Below are 21,416 nucleotides of genomic sequence, written 5' to 3'. Positions count from 1 at the left end.
AAACCCCTCCAGACAAGTGCTTACGTCCAGAAATCTTCAAGCTTCAGTCGCGCTTGTCAACATCGGGACGCGGCAGGATCCGCCTGCCAACGGTTTGCTTTCCGGCCGGTGACCGGTAGTAGCTCCATAGGACAGGGGATCACGCTTTCTTGCGGCGACGCAGAAGGTGTGAGTTCCAAGCCCTGTCTATTTCAGCAATTGGATTGTGGCCCCTTTACGAGTGCTTCAGAACTTCATTCCAATTTTAGGTTTGCGAGCTAGGCTAGGAGCGTAATGCCGGCGTATGAAAGGCAGATGTCGGGAGGAACCGCGCCACGGCGCGCGCTTTCGCGCGCCCTGCTTTTCGCATTGTTGTGCTCTACGGCACTTGTTGCCGAAACCGGAAGTGCGGCAGCCTTCGAGATTTTCGGCATCAAGCTGTGGGGATCCAAAGACGAAGATGCCGATATCGTCGACCCGCTGCGCTATACGGTGACGATCGAGGCGCCGGACGCCGACAAGGACCTCGCCGAGAAGCTCGAAAACGCCTCGGCGCTGAAGGCCGACGAGGAACACCCGGTATCCGGTTCTCTCGGCCTGCTGGCCAAGGCGCGCAGTGACCGTGAGCAACTTGTTGCCGCACTCTACACTGACGCCCGCTACGAGGGTGTCGTCACCATCACTATTCAGGGCAAGCCGCTCGACGATCTGCCGCCCGATGCCGAGTTTTCGGGTCCGCAGCCGATACCGGTGGTGATACGCATAGCAGCCGGGCCGAAATTCACGCTTGGCAACATCAGACTGGAAGGCGATGCGGCGGGGCTGGCAAGTGCCGATTTCGGCCTGATCGCCGGCGGTGACGCCAGTTCGGGCGCCGTGCTCAAGGCCGAGGCGGCGATCGTGCGGGCACTCAAGCAAGAAGGCAGGCCGCTGGCCAAGGTGACGGGCCGCGAGATCGTCGCCGAGCACGCCGGTTCGACGCTCGACGTGACGCTTGCCGTCGCGGCCGGCCCGGTCGCCGGCTATGGCGACACCACTGTCGAGGGCACCGAAAAGGTCGACCGCGACTTCACCGAATATATGACCGGCCTGAAGCGCGGCCGCCAGTATTCGCCCGATGAGATCGACGGTGCGCGCGACCGGCTGCTTGGGCTCGAGGTCTTCAACAGCGTGACGGTGAAGGAAGCCGACGCGCTCGACGCCGAGGGCAACATCCCGATCGGTGTCGAGGTCAGCGAGCGCAAGCCACGCTATTTCGGCATTGGCGGCAGCTTCTCAAACACCGAGGGGCTGGGCCTCGAAGGCTATTGGGGGCACCGCAATCTGTTTGGCCGCGCCGAAAAGCTGCGCATCGACGGCAAGATCAGCGGCATCGGCAGCAACGACTTGACCCAGCTCAATTACAATGCCGGCGTCATGTTCGAAAAGCCGGGCGTGGTCGGGCCGGCGTCGAAGTTCATTGCCAGCGTCAATACCGTGCTGGAGCACCCCGACGCCTACGACCATTTCTCGGTCAAGGGCAGCACCGGCCTATCCTACGAACTCGACAAGAAGCAGACGGTTTCCGCGCAAGTCGCGCTGGATTATTCGAGGATCCACGACGCTTTCGGCAAGCACACCTATCTGATCGCCAGCATTCCACTGCAATATGTCTACGACAATCGCGACAGCAAGCTCAATCCGACCCGGGGCTTCAGGGTGCTGGCCTATGGCGAGCCGAGCTACGACATTTTGAGCGGGGCTGCGTTTGTCAAGCTGAAGGGCGAGGGGTCGGCCTACCAGTCACTCGATTCGGCCTCGAAATTCGTTTTCGCCGAACGTGTCGCCATCGGCTCTATCATCGGCGCCAGTCTTCAAGATGTTCCGGCAGATCGACGCTTCTACTCAGGCGGCGGCGGTTCGGTGCGCGGCTATGCCTATCAAGGCATCGGCCCGAAGGACAGCAATGGAGAGCCGATCGGCGGGCTTTCGTTCTTCGAGACCTCGGTCGAGATGCGCATCGCCGTCACCGACAAGATCGGCGTCGTGCCGTTCGTCGATGCCGGCACGGTGTCGACCAGGCAGGTCCCCGATTTTTCGGACATGAAGGTCGGCGCGGGTGTAGGCTTGCGCTATCTGACGGCGTTCGGGCCGCTGCGCGTCGACGCGGCGGTGCCGCTCAACCGCGGCCCCGACGATCCTCATTTCGGCATTTATGCCGGCATCGGCCAGGCATTCTGATGGCAATATTCAGGCGCATCCTCCGTATCCTTTTCTACACGCTGCTCATCGTCGTGGCAGCGGCGGTGGGGGCGCTCGTCGTGCTGACCAAAACCGAGCGCGGCCGCGAAAACCTTGCCGGCATCATCTCGACCATGGCCTCGACCGGTGATCGCAAGGTCACTGTCGTCGGCATCGACGGTATCTGGTCGGGCGCGCTGAGGGTCGATCATGTCGTTCTGGAAGATCGCGAAGGCGCCTGGATGGTGGCGCGCAACGTGGCCGTCGATTGGTCGCCGCTGGCACTCCTGTCGAAGAGCTTCAGCGCCGATCGCATTGGGGCCGAGCGTATCGAGTTGGCAAGGCTGCCGGTGGCCAATACACAGTCGAGCCAAAGCGGAGCGACGACGCTGCCGGTTTCCATCGACGTCAGGCAACTCGACCTTCCCGAAATCGCGCTCGGGCAGGCTCTGGCCGGCAGCGGTGTCGCCGAACTTGCAGCCAAGGGAGCGCTCAAGGCGGACGCCTCACCATTGGCGATCGAGACCAACCTCAACATCGTTCGCCACGACGGCAAGCAAGGCACGGTCGACGCCAAAGCCCATTTCGCGCCGGCCGACAACAAGCTCGACCTCGACCTTAAGGCATCCGAGCCGGCCGGCGGCATCATCGCCAACCTGCTCAACCTGCCGGGCGCGCCGCCGGTCAACATTGTCGTTTCCGGCACCGGACCGCTCGCCAACTGGAATGGCATCGGGACCTTCGTTGTCGACGGCCGGATCGTCACCCAGCTTACCGGTCGCCATCAGCTCACCGACAAGGGTCATTATGTCGAGGCCAACGGCGATGGCGAATTCGAGCGCTTCCTGCCCGAAACCCTGAAACCGCTGTTTGCCGGCAAGACCAGCTTCGACCTCGCCGGCACGGCGACCGCGGCCGGCGGCGTCGATGTCGAGCGCGCCAATATCGACAGCGGCGCCTTGCACGCGACCGCCGCCGGCATTGTCGATCCGAACGGCGCCAGCGACCTTTCGGTGAAGCTCGCCGCAAAGGGGCCGCCGATCGTGCTCAGCCTCGGCAGCGAGGCGCAACCGATAACCGTGGCAATCAAGGATGCCACGGCCCGCGCTTTCGGCGATGGCAAGGCGCCGATGGTGGATATCGGCGCGTCGCTGGTCTCGGTGGTGGCGGGCGGCACGCGGGTGGACGACCTGATCGGGCAAGTGCATTCCGATGGTTTCGACATCCAGAACCGTAGCGGGCCGGTCACCATCAAGCTGACGGCGGCCGGCCTGAACACCGACGTCGCGACTTTGGCGCCGCTGATAACGGGCAGGGTCAGCGCCGGTCTCGCCGGCTCCGTCAGCAAGGAACAGATTGTCGTCGACGAAGGCACGCTACGCAGCGACGCGCTCAATGCGTCCGTAACAGCCACAGTGGCGCTTGCCGATCTGTCGATGACGCTCAAGATGAATGCCGACGCGGCTTCGACGGCGCTGCCGCCGCAAATCAGCTCGGTTCTCGGCGAGCGCGTGCAGTTTTCCGCAACCGCGACACGCGACCCGGACGGTGCGTTCGCCGCCAACGCATTGCAACTCACCTCCGGCACGCTTAGCGCCAGCGGCACCGCCAGTGCGCAAGGCACCGATATCCGGGCCGATATCAAGGGTACGCTGGGCGACGTGTCGGTGCTGTCGCCGCTGGTCGGCGCCAAGGTCGGCGGCGCCGTCGGTTTCGGGCTTACCGCAAGCGGCGCGCGCAGCGCACCGGATTTCTCGGTTTCGGCCAACAGCGACAGCCTAACGGCGTCCGGCCATGCGGTGAAGCAGATCAAGCTGAGCGCGAGCGGCAAGGCCGATATCGCCAGTCCCGCCGCCGATGTCTCGCTGACCGGCTCGGTCGACGACCAGCCGCTCGACCTCAAGGCATCGCTGGTCACAACCGACGGCAAGCGCTCCATCAATGGACTTGCCGTCTCGTTAGCCGACAACAAGGTCTCCGGCGACCTCGGGCTCGACGACAACCTGCTGCCGCTCGGCACGTTGACCCTCGATGCCGCCGATATTGCTCCGCTGGCCGCACTCGCAGGCCAGTCGGTAGCCGGCGACGTGCGCGGCACCATCCGCTTTGCGAACGACAACGGAGCGCCGACGGTCGCGATCGATGCGACGAGCGCCGTGATTTCGCGCGGCGAACTGGCGGCGAAGACAATCGCCGTCAACGCGCTGGTCGCCAATTATCTCAAAGCACCGGCAATCGCCGGCAAGATCAAGGCCGACACGATCACCTCCGGAACCACGGTGATCAGCGGCATCGATGTCGACCTGAAGCGCGATGGCGACTGGACCGGCTTTAGCGGCGGCGCCACGGTCGCCGGCATTCCGGCCAGCGCGTCCGGGCGCGTCAGGGTTGCGAACGGCACCACCAGCATCGAGCTTGCCTCGGGCGAGGCGACCGTCCGCGGCATCAAGGCAGCTGTCGCGCAGCCATCAGCGCTGACAATCGCCAATGGCAGGGTGAGCATAGAGAAATTGGCGCTCGGTGTCGGCGGTGGTTCGGTTGCCGTGTCGGGTACGGCCGGCCAGACGCTCGATCTCGCTGCCACCTTGTCGGCGATGCCGGCAGCGCTTGCCAATGATTTTTCACCGGGTCTCGATGCCGTCGGCGCGCTCAGCGGCACCGCGCAGGTCACCGGATCGTCGGCTGCCCCAGATATTCGCTTCACCGCCCGGCTCAGCGGCGCCGAAACCAGCCAGACCCGGCAGGCTGGGCTCGGGCCGCTGGATCTCGACGCGGCAGGCCGTTTCTCGTCGGCCAGCGGCCTGGCCATCGAGCAGGCGACGCTTGCCGGCGAGAAAATCTCCGGCAAGGCAGCCGGCACCATCAATCCGAACGGTGCCAGCGATTTTTCGCTCGACCTGGCCTCTACCGGTCCGAGCCTGCCGTTGTCGCTTGGCAGCAAGGAGAGCCCGATCAAGCTCGAGCTACAGGCGATATCGCTAAGGGCGGCCGGGCAGGGCGCCCAGCCGAAGCTCGACATTTCCGCGACGCTGCCATCGGCCGCCACCAATCTAGCTACGATCGAGGGCATCACGCTTGTGCTGCACTCCGATCGCTTCGACGTGAAAGCCCGGACCGGGCCGATCTCTGGCTCGGTGACCGCCGAAAAACTCGGCATCGACAATCCGACCGTCGCGCCGCTGATCGCCGGCAAGGTCACCGCCAAACTCGCCGGCAGCCTTGCCGCCGATGCCATCGTCATCGATAGCGGCACGGTGACCAGCGACGCGTTGAACAGCGGCTTCAACGGGCGGGTCTCGCTGGCCGACGGCGCCATCGACCTCAATGTCAAGGCGGACGCCGCCTCGGCGGCACTGCCGGCGGCGGTACGTGGCGTGCTCGCCGAGCGAACGCAATTCAGTGCCGCGCTGAAGCGGGACGCCAATGGCAATGTCACCGCCAATACCGTCAGGCTGTCGTCCGGTTCGCTGACGGCAGACGGCCAGGCGAGCCTTGCCGACAACAAGCTCAGCGCCGACGTCAAAGGCGCGCTAGGCGACGTCTCGCTGCTATCCAAGGACGCCAAAGGCGCCATCTCTTTCGCGCTGAATGCGCAAGGCGCCAGCACCGCGCCGGATCTGTCGCTGAGTGTCAACAGCGACAGGCTTTCGGTCGCGGCGCGCGAGATCACCGGTCTGAAGCTCACTGCCACCGGCAAGGCTGATGCCGCCAACCCGGCTGCGAATGTGCAACTCACCGGAAATGTCGGCGGCCAACCGCTGCAGGGCAGCGCCGCGCTGGCGACATCGGACGGCAAACGCGCCATCAATGGACTTTTGCTGTCGCTCGGCAAGAACCGTATCTCCGGCGACCTGGCGCTCGACGATGCCTTCCTGCCGGCCGGCAGCGTGGCGCTCGACCTGCCCGATATCGGTTCGCTTGCGGCCCTGGCACTGGAAAAGGCCGATGGCGATGTGCGCGGCACGATCGCCTTCTCCAAGGCGGGTACCGTGCCGCAAGTCGCCGTCAAGGCGACGACGGCCTCGATCTCGCGCGGCGATGTCTCGGCCAAGGCCGTGAGCATCGATGCGCTGATCGCCAACTATCTGGCGGCACCGGTGATCTCGGGCAAAATCCGTGCCGACAGCGTAACTTCCGGCGGCACGGCTATTCGGGGCGTCAACGTCGATCTCAAGCGCGACGGCGAATGGACCGGCTTTTCCGGTGGCGCCACCGTCAAGGATATTCCGCTGAGGGCGGCCGGCCGGGTCAAGGCGGTCAAGGGCACGACGACGGTCGAACTTGCCTCCGGCGAGGCGACCATCCGCGGCATCAAGGCGGCCATCGCCCAGGCCTCGACCATCAACATCGCCAATGGAGTGACCAGCCTCGACAGGCTGGTGCTCAACCTCGGCGGCGGCACGGCGACGGTCACGGGCAAGGCTGGGCAGGCGTTCGACCTCAACGCGACGCTGGCCCGCGTCCCGATCTCGATAGCCAACAGTTTTTCGCCGGGCCTCGATGCCGCCGGTTCCATCTCAGGCACTGTGAAGGTGACGGGCGCGCCGGCCAATCCGGCCGTTGCCTTCAAGATCGACGCCGCAGGCGTTCAGACGTCGCAGACCCGTGGTGCAGGTTTCGGCGGCATGGGCGTTTCATCCTCAGGTACGTATTCGGGCAACAGACTGACGTTCGACGCCAACATGAGCGATGCCGCCGGCCTCGGCCTCAAGGGCGGCGGCACGATGACGACATCAGGCGCGCCCACCCTTGATCTCAACTTTTCCGGCAAGGTGCCGTTCGCCTTCCTCACCAGGACACTCGCCGCGCAAGGCCTGTCCCTGAGCGGCACGGCCGACGTCGATGTGCAGGTGCGCGGCCCGGCGACGTCGCCGGTGATCTCAGGCACGGTCCGCACGTCGGGCGCCCGTCTGGTCGATGCGCGATCGGGGCTTGCGATCAACGACATCACTGCCGATGTCGCTATCGGCAATGGCGTGGCCAGGATCAACCGCCTGACCGGCACGCTGTCGACACGCGGCAGCCTTTCGGCCAGCGGCACCGTCGGCATCGATCCGGCAAAAGGTTTTCCGGCCGATCTGTCGATCAAGCTCGTCGACGGCCGCTATACCGACGGCAAGGTGGTCACCGCCAATCTCGGCGGCGACCTGACCGTCAAGGGACCGCTCACCTCCGCGCCGGTGATTTCCGGTACCGTCAACCTGGCCAAGACCGTCATCACCGTACCCGAAAGGCTGCCCGGCTCGCTGGCCGAGCTCAACGTCAAGCACAAGAATGCGCCGGCAGCCGTGCGTGCACAGGACAAGGCGTTGCGCCCGGCCGCAGCAAGCAGCGGCGGTGGAGGCAGCGGCATCAACCTCGACGTCACGGTCAATGCGCCGAGCCAGATCTTCATCCAGGGCAGGGGCGTCGACGCCGAGCTCGGCGGTTCGCTGCGGCTGACCGGTCCGGCATCGTCACCCCAGGCGGTCGGCACCTTCACCTTGCGGCGCGGGCGGCTGACGATCCTTGCAAAGCGGCTGACCTTCACCGAAGGCACCGTCGGCTTTTCCGGCTCTCTGGTGCCCTACCTCAATCTCACGGCGCAATCGAAGACGACTAGCGCCACCGTGACCATCGTGGTGTCGGGCGAGGCGAACAACCCGAAATTCACCTTCTCCTCGGTACCGGTGCTGCCGGAGGACGAGGTGCTGGCGCAGCTGATCTTCGGCCGTTCGATGTCGAACCTGTCGCCGCTGCAGATCGCGCAGCTTGCCGAGGCTGCCGGACAACTAGCCGGCGTCGGCGGCTCGACCTCCCTGCTGCAGAACCTGCGCAGTGCGATCGGCGTCGACGATCTCGACGTGATCACCGACGAAGAGGGCGGCACCGCCGTCTCGGCGGGCAAGTATCTCAACGACCGTACCTATGTGACGATCCAGAAGGGCGACAGGCCGGGCTCGGGCAAGGCAACCGTCGATCTCGACGTTGGACGCGGCGTCAAGCTGCGTGGCGATGCAACCGACGCCGGCGAAGCCAAAGGCGGTGTTTTCTACGAACGGGAATATTGAAACCGGCGGTTCGCGCAGAACAGGTGGTTGCCTGAAGAACGAGCGGCGCAGCGGCGAATGTCCCAGTTTAATTGCCCGTTGAGATTTCAGACGAAATCCCTGGCGCAGTAGCAAATTTGCGCCAAGACTGTCGTTATCGCGCGAACCGCCCTGCTTTCAAAGTTGCACATTCCTTGGCATGTTCCCAATCCGTGCCGTCTTTGACATCATGGCGCGGATGCGGAATGTTAAAAGGCAGAAAGCCAACAATGGGAGTTAGTCATGACGATCTACAAGAGTAACGGCGACCGCGTTCCCGATCACATCCTGGCCATGGCCGAAGATGCCAAGGCAGGCAAGATGGATCGTCGCGAATTTCTGGCTCTCGCCAGCGTTTTCGGCGCGTCGACGGCGATGGCTTATGGCATGCTTGGCCTCGCAGACCCGACGCCGGCCAAGGCGGAAGAGGTGAAGGGCAAGAAAGGCGGCATACTGAAGGTCGCGCAATGGATCAAGGATCCGAAGGATCCGCGCAAGTCCGACTGGTCGGAAATCGCCAATGCCGAGCGCCAGGCGCTCGAGCCGCTGGTCAAATACACCACCGAATACACGTTCCGCCCCTATCTGCTGGAGAGCTGGGACGTGAATGACGACGCTACCGAATACACGCTGCATGTGCGCAAAGGCGTCACCTGGAACAACGGCGATCCGTTCACCGCAGACGACGTCATCTTCAACCTCAAGCGTTGGGCCGACAAGAAGGCCGAAGGCAATTCCATGCCGGGTCGCCTCGGTTCGCTGGTCAAGGACGACAAGCTGGATGAGAGCGCGGTGACCAAGGTCGATGACCACACGATCAAGCTGACGCTCAGCAAGCCGGATATCGCCCTCATTCCCAACGTGTGCGACTATCCCGGCCTCATCGTCCACAAGACGTTCGACGAAAAAGGCGGCGACTTCAAGTCCTGCCCGATCGGCACTGGGCCGTTCGAGCTGGTCTCCTACGATGTCGGCCAGAAAGTGGTCTACAAGCGCCGCGAAGACAACAAGTGGTGGGACGGCGAGGTCTTCCTCGACGGCATCGAGTTCATCGACTACGGCACCGATCCGGCGGCCATGGTCAGCGCCTTCGAGGCAGGCGAAGTGCACACCAACTTCGAAACCTCGGCCGACTATGTGTCCATTCTCGACGGCATGGACTTGGCGAAGTCGGAGGTCGTCACCGCGTCGACGATCGTCTGCCGCACCAACGTCACCAACAAGCCTTACGGCGACCAGAAGGTTCGCAACGCCCTGCAGCTCGCGGTCGACAACAATGTCGTCCTCCAGCTCGGCTACGGCAATGCCGGCACGGTTGCCGAAAACCACCATGTCGCCCCGATCCATCCGGAATACTATGAATTGCCGAAGATTGCTCGCGACCCGGCCAAGGCAAAGGCGCTGATGGCGGAAGCCGGCCAGGCCGATTTCGAGCACGAACTGATCACGGTCGACGAAGACTGGCACAAGAACACAGGCGATGCGATCGCCGCGCAGATGCGCGACGCCGGCATCAAGGTCAAGCGTACGGTGCTGCCGGGTTCGACCTTCTGGAACGACTGGACGAAGTATCCGCTGTCGATGACCAACTGGAACATGCGGCCGCTCGGCGTCCAGGTTCTGGCGATCGGCTATCGCACAGGTGAGGCCTGGAACGAGACGGCCTGGTCGAATCCGGAGTGGGATGCCAAGCTCAACGCTGCGCTGGCAGTTGCCGACGCCGCCAAGCGCAAGGAAATGATGAAGGATATCGAGCAGATCCTGCAGGATTCCGGCATTATCATCCAGCCTTATTGGCGCAAGCTCTACAGCCATTCGGTCAAGGCGGTGCAGAACTACAAGATGCACCCGACCTTCGAGCGCGACTACGGCAAGGTCTGGCTCGACCAGGCCTGACCGGACGATCCGGAAAGGGGCGTCTCGCCCCTTTCCCTCGCTCTTTGCATGGTCCTTGGACCGGAAGTCGGCGCAGCAAAAAGTTGCGGACTCTTCGGCCTGGGTCTGCAATAAAAAGGGTATTGCATCTGGGACTGGTCTGAAGGCTTGTTCTGCCGCTGGCGGCAGCGCACGGCTTGCAAACCGGTTCCACCCCCCAACCCGACCGGCAGGGGACCGCCATGCTTTCTTTCGTTATCAGGCGTCTCGGCACCATGGCAGTGACGATGCTGTGCCTGACGATGATCGTCTTCTTCCTGGTCAATCTCGGGCCTAATCTGAAGAAGCTCGCGATCAGCCAGACCGAAATGCACACATCCGCCGAGCAGCTTGAGGCTTGGCTGGTCAACCATGGCTATCGGCAGAATTTCTTTATCCGCTACGGCCAATGGCTGGGCATCATGCCCAAGCAGCCGGTGACCGACCCGGCGACCGGCAAGCCCGCACAGCGTTTCTCCTTCTGCAACGATCCGGTCGTGCCGACATTCTCCGGCATCCTGCAAGGCGATTTCGGTTGCTCGACCAAGTTCAAGACGACGGTCGCTTCGAAACTCTTTCCGGCGCTCAGCGCCACCGGCATCCTGATGCTCTGCGTGCTGGCCGTAATGGTGCCGATCTCGCTTTTGATCGGTATTCTCGCCGGCATGCGCGAGGGTTCACGCACCGACCGCACATTGTCGGTGGCTTCGATCGCCTCGACGGCGACGCCCGAATATGTTTCGGGCGTCATCTTCACCGTGATCTTTGCCTCCTGGCTCGGCGTGCTGAACGGTTCGGCGGCCTCGGCCAGCCAGGGCATCACCTTCTATAATTTCACCTTACCGGTGATGACGCTGGCGATATACGGCATCGGCTACATCGCTCGCATGACCCGCGCCTCGATGGTGGAGGTGATGACACAGCAATATATCCGAACCGCCCGGCTGAAGGGCCTCTCCTTCGGCAGCGTGGTGATAAAGCACGCTCTGCGCAACGCGCTGATCGCGCCATTCACGGTCATCATGCTGCAGTTCCCCTGGCTGCTCACCGGCGTCGTCATCGTCGAGGTGATGTTCCGCTACCAGGGGTTCGGCTACACGCTGGTCGAGGCCGCCGGCAACAACGACATCGATCTTCTGCTCGGCTGCTCGCTGGTCTCGGTGTTTATCGTCCTGATCACACAGCTCATCTCCGATGTCGGCTACGCGTTCCTCAATCCGCGCATCAGAGTTCAATAGGAGACCGGCGGATGCAGGTCGAATATCTCAGCGCCTTCAACGTCGTACTCGGCGTGCTTACCCGCTTCTGGCCGGTCTGGATCGCTCTCGCCCTGGTGATGGGGGCGAGCTTCGGCTACAAGAAGAAGCTAGGCCTTTACGGCCAGCTTTTCGACAGCGGCGTCGGCATCGTCGGCGTCGGCATCTGCCTGTTCTGGCTGTTTACGGCGATCTTCGCGTCAACCATCTCGCCCTTCGATCCGCTCGCCCAAGTGCCGATCATGAAGGACGCGCTGCCGGGCGCAATCGAGCCGGGGTCGAAACTTGTATACTATTTCGGCGGCGACAAGCTCGCCCGCGACGTGTTCTCCCGCATGGTCTATGGCAGCCAGATCGTGCTGATCATCGCGCCGGCGGCGACCGGTTTTGCGCTGATGGTCGGCATTACGCTCGGCCTGCCGGCCGGCTATTATGGCGGCAAGATCGATACGGTGCTGTCCTTCCTCGCCAACCTTGTGCTGGCCTTCCCGGTGATCCTCCTGTTCTACCTGCTGGTGACGCCGGGCATCATGGACACGCCGATCCCCTACGCGATGGCAGGGCTGTTCTTCCTGTTTCCGATCATCTTCTTCAGTGTGCTGTTCTGGACGCGCTACAAGAACCGCCCCGACCGCCTCTATATCCTGCTTGGCCTGACGTTGGTACTTGGCGGCTGGATCTATGCAGGCCTTGTCTTCGATGCCGATCCGTTCAAGATCATCCACATCGATCCCAACCAGCTCAACATCTTCGTGGCGGTGGTGTTCGCCTCCAGCCCCGGCGTGTTCCGCATCGTGCGCGGCCTGGTCATGGATATCAAAACGCGCGACTATGTTGCGGCGGCACAAACGCGCGGTGAATCGCCCTGGTACATCATGCTGTGGGAGATATTGCCCAATGCGCGCGGGCCGCTGATCGTCGACGCCTGCCTGCGCATCGGCTACACCACGATCCTGCTCGGCACGCTCGGCTATTTCGGGCTGGGACTGGCGCCGGAAAGCCCGGACTGGGGCACGGCGATCAAGGATGCCAGCCGGCTGCTGCGCTCCTTCATCCACCCGGCGCTGCCGCCGACGATCGCATTGATGTCGTTCGTGCTCGGCCTCAACCTCCTGGCGGATTCGTTGCGCGAACAGTCTATGAAAGATTGATGCCGGGAAGATCGATGCCGGGTTCGGCCCGACATGCCTGAAGAACAAGGATTGGAGCGACCCATGAATGAGGCAGTTCGAAATCCCGCCAAGCCGACCGATGGGCCGACCAATGGGCCGATCATCGAGATCGAGAACCTGTCGATCTCCTTCTTCACCCGCAAGGGCGAGATCCCGGCCGTCATGGATTTTTCCTGCACGGTCATGCCTGGCGAGGCGATGGGTATTGTCGGCGAATCCGGCTGCGGCAAGTCGACCGTGTCGCTGGGCATCATGCGCGACCTCTCCAACATCGGAAAGATCGTCGGCGGAAAGATCAAATTCCAAGGCAAGGACATGGGAGAACTGTCCGACGAGGAACTGCGAGCTATCCGCGGCAACAAGATCGCGATGATCTACCAGGAGCCGATGGCCAGTCTTAACCCGGCGATGAAGGTCGGCCAGCAGCTGATGGAAGTGCCACTGATCCACGACAAGGTGTCGAAGGACGAAGCTTACAAACGCGCCTTGGAAATGGTGCGCGCGGTGAAGCTGCCGGATCCCGAGCGCATCATGCGTTCCTACCCGCACCAGCTTTCCGGCGGCCAGCAGCAGCGCATCGTCATTGCCATGGCGCTGCTGTCGAAGCCTGCGCTGCTTCTGCTCGACGAGCCGACGACAGCGCTCGACGTGACGGTTGAGGCCGGCATCGTCGACCTGGTCAAGGGGTTGGGCGAGAAGTTCGGCACCTCGATGATCTTCGTGTCGCACAATCTCGGCCTGATCTTGGAGACCTGCGACCGCATCACGGTGATGTATTCGGGCGAAGCGGTGGAGACGGGCAAGATCAAGGACGTCTTCGACCGGATGCGCCATCCCTACACGCAAGGCCTGTTCCGCTCGATCCCGCTGCCGGGCGCCGACAAGAACTCGCGGCCGCTGATATCCATCCCGGGGCAGTTGCCGCTACCGCACGAGCGGCCGAAGGGCTGCAATTTCGGCCCGCGCTGCCACCATTTCGTCGAGGGCGTCTGCAACGCCGCCGAAATTCCGATGATCGCGGTCGAAGGCCATGACGGGCATTTCTCGCGCTGTGTGCGCTTCAACGAGATCGACTGGGAGGCGCTGCCACCCGGCGCCAAGAAGGTCAACGAGCGGGTGGTGCCCGGTGCGCCGGTGCTCCAGATCGAAGACCTCCGGAAGTACTACAAGGTCGGCGGCAGCGAAGTGTTCGGCTCGAGCGAGGGCCGTGTCGTCAAGGCCAACGAGACGATCTCGTTCATGGCGCGCGAATCCGAGACCGTCGCGATCGTCGGCGAATCCGGCTGCGGAAAATCGACCCTGGCCAAGGTGCTGCTCGGCCTCGAAACGGCAAGCTCCGGCCGCGTGAAGCTCGGCAACAAGGAGATCCAGTCGACCGGGATCGAGAAGCGCAGCGTCGACACGGTGTCGTCGATCCAGATGGTGTTCCAAAATCCGTTCGACACGCTCAATCCCAGCCATTCGGTCGGTTCGCAGATCATCCGTACGCTGGAAAAGTTCAACGTCGGCGACACAGTGGCCGACCGCCGCAAGCGGATGCTGGAATTGCTCGACCTGGTGAAGCTGCCGAGGGCATTCGAGTCGCGCAAGCCGCGCCAGCTTTCAGGCGGCCAGAAACAGCGCATCGGCGTTGCGCGTGCTTTTGCCGGCGACGCCAAGGTGGTGGTGGCCGACGAGCCGGTCTCGGCACTGGATGTGTCGGTCCAGGCCGCGGTGACCGAGCTCTTGATGGACATCCAGCGCAAGAACAAGACGACGATGCTGTTCATCAGCCACGATCTGTCGGTGGTGCGCTACATCGCCGACCGCGTCGTCGTCATGTATCTCGGCTATATCGTTGAGCAAGGCACGACCGACCAGATATTCGCGCCGCCCTATCACCCCTATACCGAGGCATTGCTGTCGGCGATCCCGATCGCCGACACAAGCGTGGTCAAGAAGCACATCGTGCTGGAGGGCGACATCCCTTCGGCGATGAACCCGCCGTCCGGCTGTCCGTTCCAGACGCGCTGCGGCTACAAGAAACTGGTGCCGGACAACCTTTGCGAAACCACGGTGCCGCCAGTCAAAAATCTCGGCGACGGCCATATGAGCTTGTGCTGGCTGTCCGACGACGTGCTGGCGAAAATGGAGCCGGTGATCAAATTCGACAAGGAGCACGCCGCAAATGAGGGCGTGCCGGATGATGCAAACCACGGTGTTGGCCCGGGCTTTGCCGGAGATCCGCCCAAGCGCCCGCATGGCAAGACTGGCAGCGTTGAAGCCGATGCCGAGGGTCAGGCAGTGGAGAATGCCGAAGCGGTCGCCAAAGCCCGCCGTCACGAGGTTCGCGACGAGGTTTCAGAGACCGGCACCTCAAGCTCTGCCGACAGCCAGGTGGCACCAATCATGCCGCCGACTGTCGGCGACGGCCGACAGGCCGAGGACGCCACGCGCAAGCCGCGCAAACCCAAGGGCGGCTGAGAGCCGTTAATAGGCTAGGGCGCGCATTGCCGTAGCTGCGCGGCGTAGTCCTGCGCCATCTGTTCGGTGGCATGCGCATAGCGCTGCACGTCGGCGTCGCCGCGATTGCCGCGCTTATAGGCATTCCAGCCGAGATAGTAGGCGAGATACAGATTGTAGGTGTCGTTGCGGGCGACGCCGAGGGTCTCGGCGGTCTTGGAATGATACCAGCCGACGAAATCGATGGCATCGGCAAACCTGGTGCGGCGCGCCGCCCAGCTGCCGGTCTCGTTCTGGTATTGCGCCCAGGTGCCGTCGAGCGCCTGCGAGAAGCCGGTCGCGCTGGAGATATGTTTCCAGGGAATGAAGCCCAGCAGCTTGGTGCGCGGCGGCCTGGCGTTGCTCTTGAAGCCGGATTCCTTGCGCACCGTCGCCATCAGTACTGGGACCGGCACGCCGTATTTCTGCTCGGTGCGTTGTGCCGCCGCCTGCCAATTGTCGAACCAGCCGTCATTCTGGTCGAAAACGGCGCAGACATCGTTGATGTGGTTCGGCGGCGTCGCGCAGGCCGAAAGCGCCAGCGGCACGGCAATCGCTACAATTTTACTAAAACTCAACCTACGCATTGCAAGAGCATTAGGCCGAAAACATAAAAGGAATCTTGCTGCGTTCCTTAACGGCTCATCGGCCGCTTTGCCTGACGCGGAACAAGTATAACCATTCCGACGTTTGTTGTCGCTTTTGCCGATGTGAAATTCCCGGAATGCCGCCTTGGCTAAAATCACGCCCGCAGGTGGCGGATTCTTGACAGCTCGATCCTCGTGCCGGCGCTTTGATGCGCGGCATGAGCGAACCAAGACGCAAGCGCGGCGCCGAGCGAACCAGCAACAGGGGACCGACCGCCATCCCGCAACTGCCGTTGCGCCGCGTCACCAATCCCTATCCGCCAATGGCGATGCTCTCGGCCGACCAGATCGAGGCGATCCACCAGGCGTCGATGCATATCTTGAAGAATTTCGGCATCGAGGTGATGAGCCCGCGGGCGCTGTTGCTGTTCGAGAAGGCCGGGGCCAAGGTCGATCATGCAACGATGAACGTCCGCATCGATCGCGGCATGATCGAGGAAGCGCTGAAGACGACGCCGTCCAGCTATACGCTGACGCCGCGCAATCCCGCCCATGCCGTCCACCTCGGCGGCAATACCATCAACTTCACGCTCGTCGCCGGGCCGCCGAATGTGCACGACATGGAGCGCGGCCGCCGTGCCGGCAATTTGCGCGATTATTCCGATCTCGTCCGGCTGGCGCAGCATTTCAACTGCATCCACATGCTAGGCAACCAGGTCTGCGCGCCGGTAGAATTGCCGGCGAATTCCCGTCATCTCGACACCTATTTCGCCAATCTGACACTGACCGACAAAAGCTTTCACGTCTCGGCCATCGGCCGCGGCAGGGCGCTCGACGGCATCGAAATGATGGCAATCGCGCGCGGACTGACGCTTGACGAGATGCGCGACGATCCCGGCGTCACCACGATCATTTCGGTCAATTCGCCGCGCCGCTTCGACGAGATGATGGCCGAGGGGCTGATGACGATGGCCGAGTTCGGCCAGTCGGTGGCGGTAACGCCATTCACGCTGATGGGGGCGATGAGCCCGGTGACGCTTGCCGGCGCGCTCGCCCAGCAGAATGCCGAGGCGCTGTTCGGCGTGGTGCTGACGCAGCTCGTCCGCCCCGGCGCGCCGGTGATGTATGGCGCCTTCACCTCCAATGTCGATATGAAATCGGGAGCGCCGGCGTTCGGCACGCCTGAAAACACCAAGGCGAATATCGCGTCCGGACAGTTGGCGCGGCGTTACAACCTGCCTTATCGCACAACGCCGGGCTCGGCTTCCAATGCCGCCGACGCGCAAGGCGCCTATGAGACGCTGATGGCGCTGTGGGGCGCGGTGCTCGGCCATGGCAACCTCGTCTACCATGCCGCAGGCTGGCAAGAGGGCGGGCTGACTGCGTCGTTCGAAAAGTTCATCATCGACGTCGAGATGATCCAGCACATGATGGAGTTTTTGCGCCCGATCGAGGTCAACGAGGCCGAGCTTGCTGTCGAGGCTCTGGGTGCGGTTCCGACCGGCGGCCACTTCTTCGGCGAGCCGCACACGCTGGAGCGCTACGCCACAGCCTTCTACCAGCCGATGCTGTCCAACTGGCAAAATTTCGAGGCCTGGCAGGAGGCTGGCGGGCTCGATGCCACGGCGCGGGCGACGAGGCTTTGGAAGAAGGCGCTGGAGGACTATGTCGAGCCGGTGATGGAAGTCTCCAGGCGCGAGGCGCTTGAGACGTACGTGGCCAAGCGCAAGGAAGCGATCGGGCAAAGCGAGCCGTGATGATCGAAGGCTTGCGCTCGTGGGGCTCCTCCCCGAATTCATCGTTCCCATCCAACTCGTTGACGTCAGAGAGAATCCCATGAAATCGCATGCAAAGGTCGTGGTTATCGGCGGTGGCGTTGTCGGGTGCTCCGTGCTGTTCCATCTGGCCCGTCACGGCTGGACCGACATCGTGCTCCTGGAGCGCAATGAATTGACCTCCGGCTCGACCTGGCACGCCGCCGGCGGCATGCACACCATCAATGGCGATCCCAATGTCGCCAAGCTGCAGAAATACACAATCTCGCTCTACAAGGAGATCGAGGAACTGTCCGGCCAGGCGACCGGCGTGCATTTGACTGGCGGCGTCTTGCTGGCAGCGACGGAGGCGCGGCTCGACTGGCTGCGCGGCGTCGTCGCCAAGGGCCGCTATCTCGGCATCGAGCTCGAGGAGATATCGCCTGACGAGGCGGCCGAGCTGATGCCGTTGCTCGATCCCAAGCAGTTCGTCGGTGCCGTCCGCAACAAGGAGGACGGTCATCTCGACCCGTCCGGCGTTACCCACGCCTACGCCAAGGCGGCGAGGAAGCTTGGTGCCGAGGTCGAGCGTTTCACCAAGGTCGAGGACATTGTGCGGCGCGCCGACGGGCTGTGGCGCGTCATCACCAACAAGGGCGAGGTTGTGGCCGAACATGTCGTCAATGCCGGCGGCCTGTGGGCGCGCGAGGTCGGCCGCATGGTCGGGCTGGAGCTGCCGGTGCTGGCGATGGAGCACATGTACCTGATCACCGAGGACATGCCGGAGGTCGCCGCCTGGAACCAGAAGACCGGCACGGAGATCATCCATGCGGTCGACTTCGACGGCGAGCTCTATCTGCGCCAGGAACGCGGCGGCATGCTCATGGGCACTTACGAAAAGGCCAACAAGCCATGGTCCGAGTTCCAGACGCCATGGAATTTCGGCCACGAGCTGCTCGAACCCGACATCGACCGCATCGCACCGTCGCTGGAGGTTGGCTTCCGGCATTTCCCGGCGTTCCAGAACACCGGCATCAAGCAGATCATCAACGGACCCTTCACCTTCGCGCCGGACGGCAATCCGCTGGTCGGGCCCGTGCGCGGCCTGCCGGGGTTCTGGGTGGCCTGTGGTGTCATGGCGGGGTTCTCGCAGGGCGGCGGCGTCGGCCTGGCGCTGTCGAACTGGATGATCGAGGGCGATCCCGGCGCCGACATCTGGGCGATGGACGTTTCGCGCTACGGCGACTGGGCGACGATGGCCTATACCAACGCCAAGGTGCGCGAGAACTATTCGCGGCGGTTTTCGATCCGCTTCCCGAACGAGGAACTGCCGGCTGGGCGACCGCTCAAGACGACGCCGGTCTATGATCTGTTGTCGGCCGAGGGCGCGCAATGGGGCGTCGCCTATGGGCTGGAAGTGCCGCTGTGGTATGCGCCCGAAGGGGTCAAGGACGAATTCTCCTGGCGCCGCTCGAGCGACTTCGAGCATGTCGCGAAAGAAGTGGAGACGGTTCGGCAACGCGTTGGTCTGTCGGAAATCTCGTCATTTGCCAAATACAGAGTGACCGGCGCGGGTGCAGCAACCTGGCTCGACCGCTTGCTGGCCTGCAAGCTGCCAAGGCCCGGCCGCATGACGCTGGCGCCGATGCTGAAGGAAGACGGCAGGCTAATCGGCGATTTCACGCTGGCCAATCTCGGCGGTCCAAATTCTGCAAGTAAGGATTGGTTCCTGGCCGGCAGCGGTGTCGCCGAGCAGTACCACATGCGCTGGTTCGAAGCGCACCTGCCGAAGGACGACTCTGTTAGCATCGAGGCGCTGGGAGCAAAACTCACCGGCTTATCGATCGCCGGGCCGAGCGCGCGGAACCTTCTTGAAAAGGTCACACGATCTGACGTGTCGAATACGGCCTTTCCGTTCATGGCCATCAGCAGGATGGATATCGGCATGGCGCCGTGCCTGGTCGGGCGCGTCAGCTACACCGGCGACCTCGGCTACGAGATCTGGGTGGCGCCGGAATATCAGCGTGCCGCCTATCAGGCGCTGATGGCGGCGGGCGAGGAATTCGGCATCGGCCTGTTCGGCTCGCGCGCGCTCAATGCGCTGCGGCTCGAGAAGAATTACGGCTCATGGGCGCGCGACTACCGGCCGATCTATGGGCCGCTGGAGGCCGGCCTCGACCGCTTCGTCGCCTACGGTAAAGAGGCCGATTTCATCGGCAAGCAGATGGCGCTGGCCGAGCGCAAGCAAGGCGGCAGACTGCGGCTGCGGGCCTTTGTCGTCGATGCTGCCGATGCCGACGTCATCGGCGACGAGCCAATCTGGTACGGCGGTGCCGTGCGCGGTTGGGTCACGTCGGGCGGCTACGCGCATCATTCGAAAAAGTCCGTCGCCATCGGCTATGTGCCGAAAGAGATTGCCGACGAAGCCGACGGCTTCGAGATTGAGCTTCTGGGCAAACGCCACGCTGCGCGCATGCAGCCGATCCCGCTGTTCGACGCGAATTTCGAGCGGATGCGTGGGTGACGTTTCAGGCACCGCGGCGGTTGTCCAGCGCCAGGGCGCCGGCGCCGGCGAACGCCAGATACAGGAAGATGAAACAGAACGATATTGCCGCATCGCCGCCATTGTTGACCGGGAAGAAGTCGCGCGGCATGTGCGCCATGAAATAGGCGATCGCCATCTCGCCGCTGAGAAGGAATGCCACCGGTCTGGTGAAAAGCCCCAATACCAGCAGGATGCCGCCTCCGAATTCCAGGATGGCCGCGGTCAGCGATAGCCCGCTCATGGTGCCGGCATGGTCGCCGACGGGGAAATTGAACAGTTTCTGGGTGCCGTGCTCAATGAACTGCAGCGCCGTCATGATGCGCAAGGCGGCAAGGGCGAACGGTTGATATCCGGCGAGGCCTTCGAAAAGCTTCATCTACGACTCCATTTTCACCTAGCCCGGCCATAGGTCATCGCCAAAGGCCGGACCATTCACATAGTCCGGCCTGCATTCAACTGTCGGTGAGTGAGTCGTGAGGCGTGCTGCAGCCTTGGGGCCGCATGATGGCGGCCCCGCGATCAGCGCGGCCGTTAATGCCCGGGCGCTGTCAGAGCAAAATGCGCGCCTTGCGGGTCTGTGCACTGTACGATCCAGCTGCCGCCGGGGACCTCCATCGGACCCATCAGGATCTTGCCGCCATTGTCGGTGACGCGCTTGGCTGCCGCGTCGATGCCGGGCACGTTGAAATAGAACTGCCAGACCGGCGCCGGGATCTGCTCGGGCTTGTTCATCATGCCGCCAACGGGCTCGCCGCCGAAGGCGAAAAGCTGGTAGACGCCCATCGGACCCATATCCATGGCGTCGCCCTTCTCCCAGCCGAACTGGCTGGAATAGAAATCGAACGCCGCCTTCCAGTCTGACGTGTAGAGCTCATGCCAGCCGATGTTGCCGGGGGTCGCCAACGGTAGCGGCGGCTGGTCGGGGCCGCTGGGCTGCAGGAAGTTGAACATCGCGCCTTGCGGGTCTGCAACGACGGCGAAGCGGCCGACGCCAGGAATGTCGTCGGGCTCGCGGTGAACCGCGCCACCAGCCTTCTTGAGGGAGGCCGTTGCGGCATCGACGTCCCTGGTGAGGATATAACCGACCCAGGCCGGCGGCATGCCCATCTTGCGCGCGTCATCGGGCAGCGTCATCAACCCGCCGACGCCGCGCTCGCCGACATTCATGACGATATAGCGCGGCATGCCCTGGGCCCCTTCGAAAGGCTGCCCCCTCCAGCCCACCACGGAGGTGTAAAACGCCTCGGCGGCGTCGAGATCGGTGGTCATCAGCTCGTACCAGAAGAAGGGCATGGGGGACTGTGGCATTGTCGTGCTCCTTGCGGTTTGTACATCGATCATGCGCGATCCATTCTAGGACGATCTTCACGACGAAAATCCGACAGCCAACCAAAAAGATGACGGCAAATTGGAAATGTTACCGGGTTGCGCGCCCTGCGG

Annotated in this window: 11 protein-coding genes; 8 read left to right on the top strand and 3 right to left on the bottom strand. The window is 63.1% G+C overall.

All coding sequences use genetic code 11. The features are described from left to right. Positions 1-273 precede the first annotated feature (273 nt). The 6 genes from NKJ91_RS15130 (at position 274) to NKJ91_RS15105 (ending at position 15,072) form a co-directional block, all read left to right on the top strand. A complete protein-coding gene (locus tag NKJ91_RS15130) occupies positions 274-2,199 on the top strand; it encodes an autotransporter assembly complex protein TamA (RefSeq protein ID WP_352456232.1) in 1,926 nt (641 codons plus the stop codon). After that, positions 2,199-8,249, top strand: coding sequence for a translocation/assembly module TamB domain-containing protein (locus tag NKJ91_RS15125; protein ID WP_352456231.1), 6,051 nt, complete (start codon positions 2,199-2,201; stop codon positions 8,247-8,249). The genes NKJ91_RS15130 and NKJ91_RS15125 overlap by 1 nt, the downstream gene beginning before the upstream one ends. 261 nt (positions 8,250-8,510) lie before the next feature. After that, positions 8,511-10,163: an ABC transporter substrate-binding protein gene (locus tag NKJ91_RS15120; protein ID WP_352453205.1), complete on the top strand. Its 1,653-nt coding sequence runs from the start codon at positions 8,511-8,513 to the stop codon at positions 10,161-10,163. A 221-nt stretch (positions 10,164-10,384) separates the two neighbouring features. Next, positions 10,385-11,419: an ABC transporter permease gene (locus NKJ91_RS15115; RefSeq protein ID WP_352453204.1), complete on the top strand. Its 1,035-nt coding sequence runs from the start codon at positions 10,385-10,387 to the stop codon at positions 11,417-11,419. Positions 11,420-11,430: 11 nt separating this feature from the next. Next, positions 11,431-12,588, top strand: coding sequence for an ABC transporter permease (locus NKJ91_RS15110; RefSeq protein WP_352456230.1), 1,158 nt, complete (start codon positions 11,431-11,433; stop codon positions 12,586-12,588). A gap of 63 nt (positions 12,589-12,651) precedes the next feature. After that, the gene (locus NKJ91_RS15105) at positions 12,652-15,072 is read left to right on the top strand and encodes a dipeptide ABC transporter ATP-binding protein (protein ID WP_352456229.1); all 2,421 of its coding nucleotides are present in this window, start codon (positions 12,652-12,654) and stop codon (positions 15,070-15,072) included. Positions 15,073-15,086: 14 nt separating this feature from the next. Here the strand turns inward: NKJ91_RS15105 and NKJ91_RS15100 are convergent, their stop codons facing one another. Further along, on the bottom strand, positions 15,087-15,677 hold the full coding sequence (locus NKJ91_RS15100; RefSeq protein WP_352456228.1) for a transglycosylase SLT domain-containing protein: 591 nt from the start codon (positions 15,675-15,677) through the stop codon (positions 15,087-15,089). 218 nt (positions 15,678-15,895) lie between these two features. Here NKJ91_RS15100 and NKJ91_RS15095 point away from each other — a divergent pair, with 218 nt between their 5' ends. Together NKJ91_RS15095 and NKJ91_RS15090 are read left to right on the top strand one after the other, a co-directional pair. After that, a complete protein-coding gene (locus NKJ91_RS15095) occupies positions 15,896-17,434 on the top strand; it encodes a trimethylamine methyltransferase family protein (RefSeq protein WP_352456227.1) in 1,539 nt (512 codons plus the stop codon). A 79-nt stretch (positions 17,435-17,513) separates the two neighbouring features. After that, positions 17,514-19,955: a GcvT family protein gene (locus NKJ91_RS15090; RefSeq protein ID WP_352456226.1), complete on the top strand. Its 2,442-nt coding sequence runs from the start codon at positions 17,514-17,516 to the stop codon at positions 19,953-19,955. A 4-nt stretch (positions 19,956-19,959) separates the two neighbouring features. Here NKJ91_RS15090 and NKJ91_RS15085 read toward each other — a convergent pair whose 3' ends face one another. Then, positions 19,960-20,352, bottom strand: a complete 393-nt coding sequence (locus NKJ91_RS15085; RefSeq protein WP_352456225.1) for a DoxX family protein — start codon at positions 20,350-20,352, stop codon at positions 19,960-19,962. A 155-nt stretch (positions 20,353-20,507) separates the two neighbouring features. After that, on the bottom strand, positions 20,508-21,284 hold the full coding sequence (locus NKJ91_RS15080) for a VOC family protein (protein WP_352456224.1): 777 nt from the start codon (positions 21,282-21,284) through the stop codon (positions 20,508-20,510). Positions 21,285-21,416 lie beyond the last annotated feature (132 nt).

Source organism: Mesorhizobium sp. M0040 (assembly GCF_040323505.1).
GTDB lineage: Bacteria > Pseudomonadota > Alphaproteobacteria > Rhizobiales > Rhizobiaceae > Mesorhizobium.
This window is presented reverse-complemented; position numbering and strand designations above follow the sequence as displayed.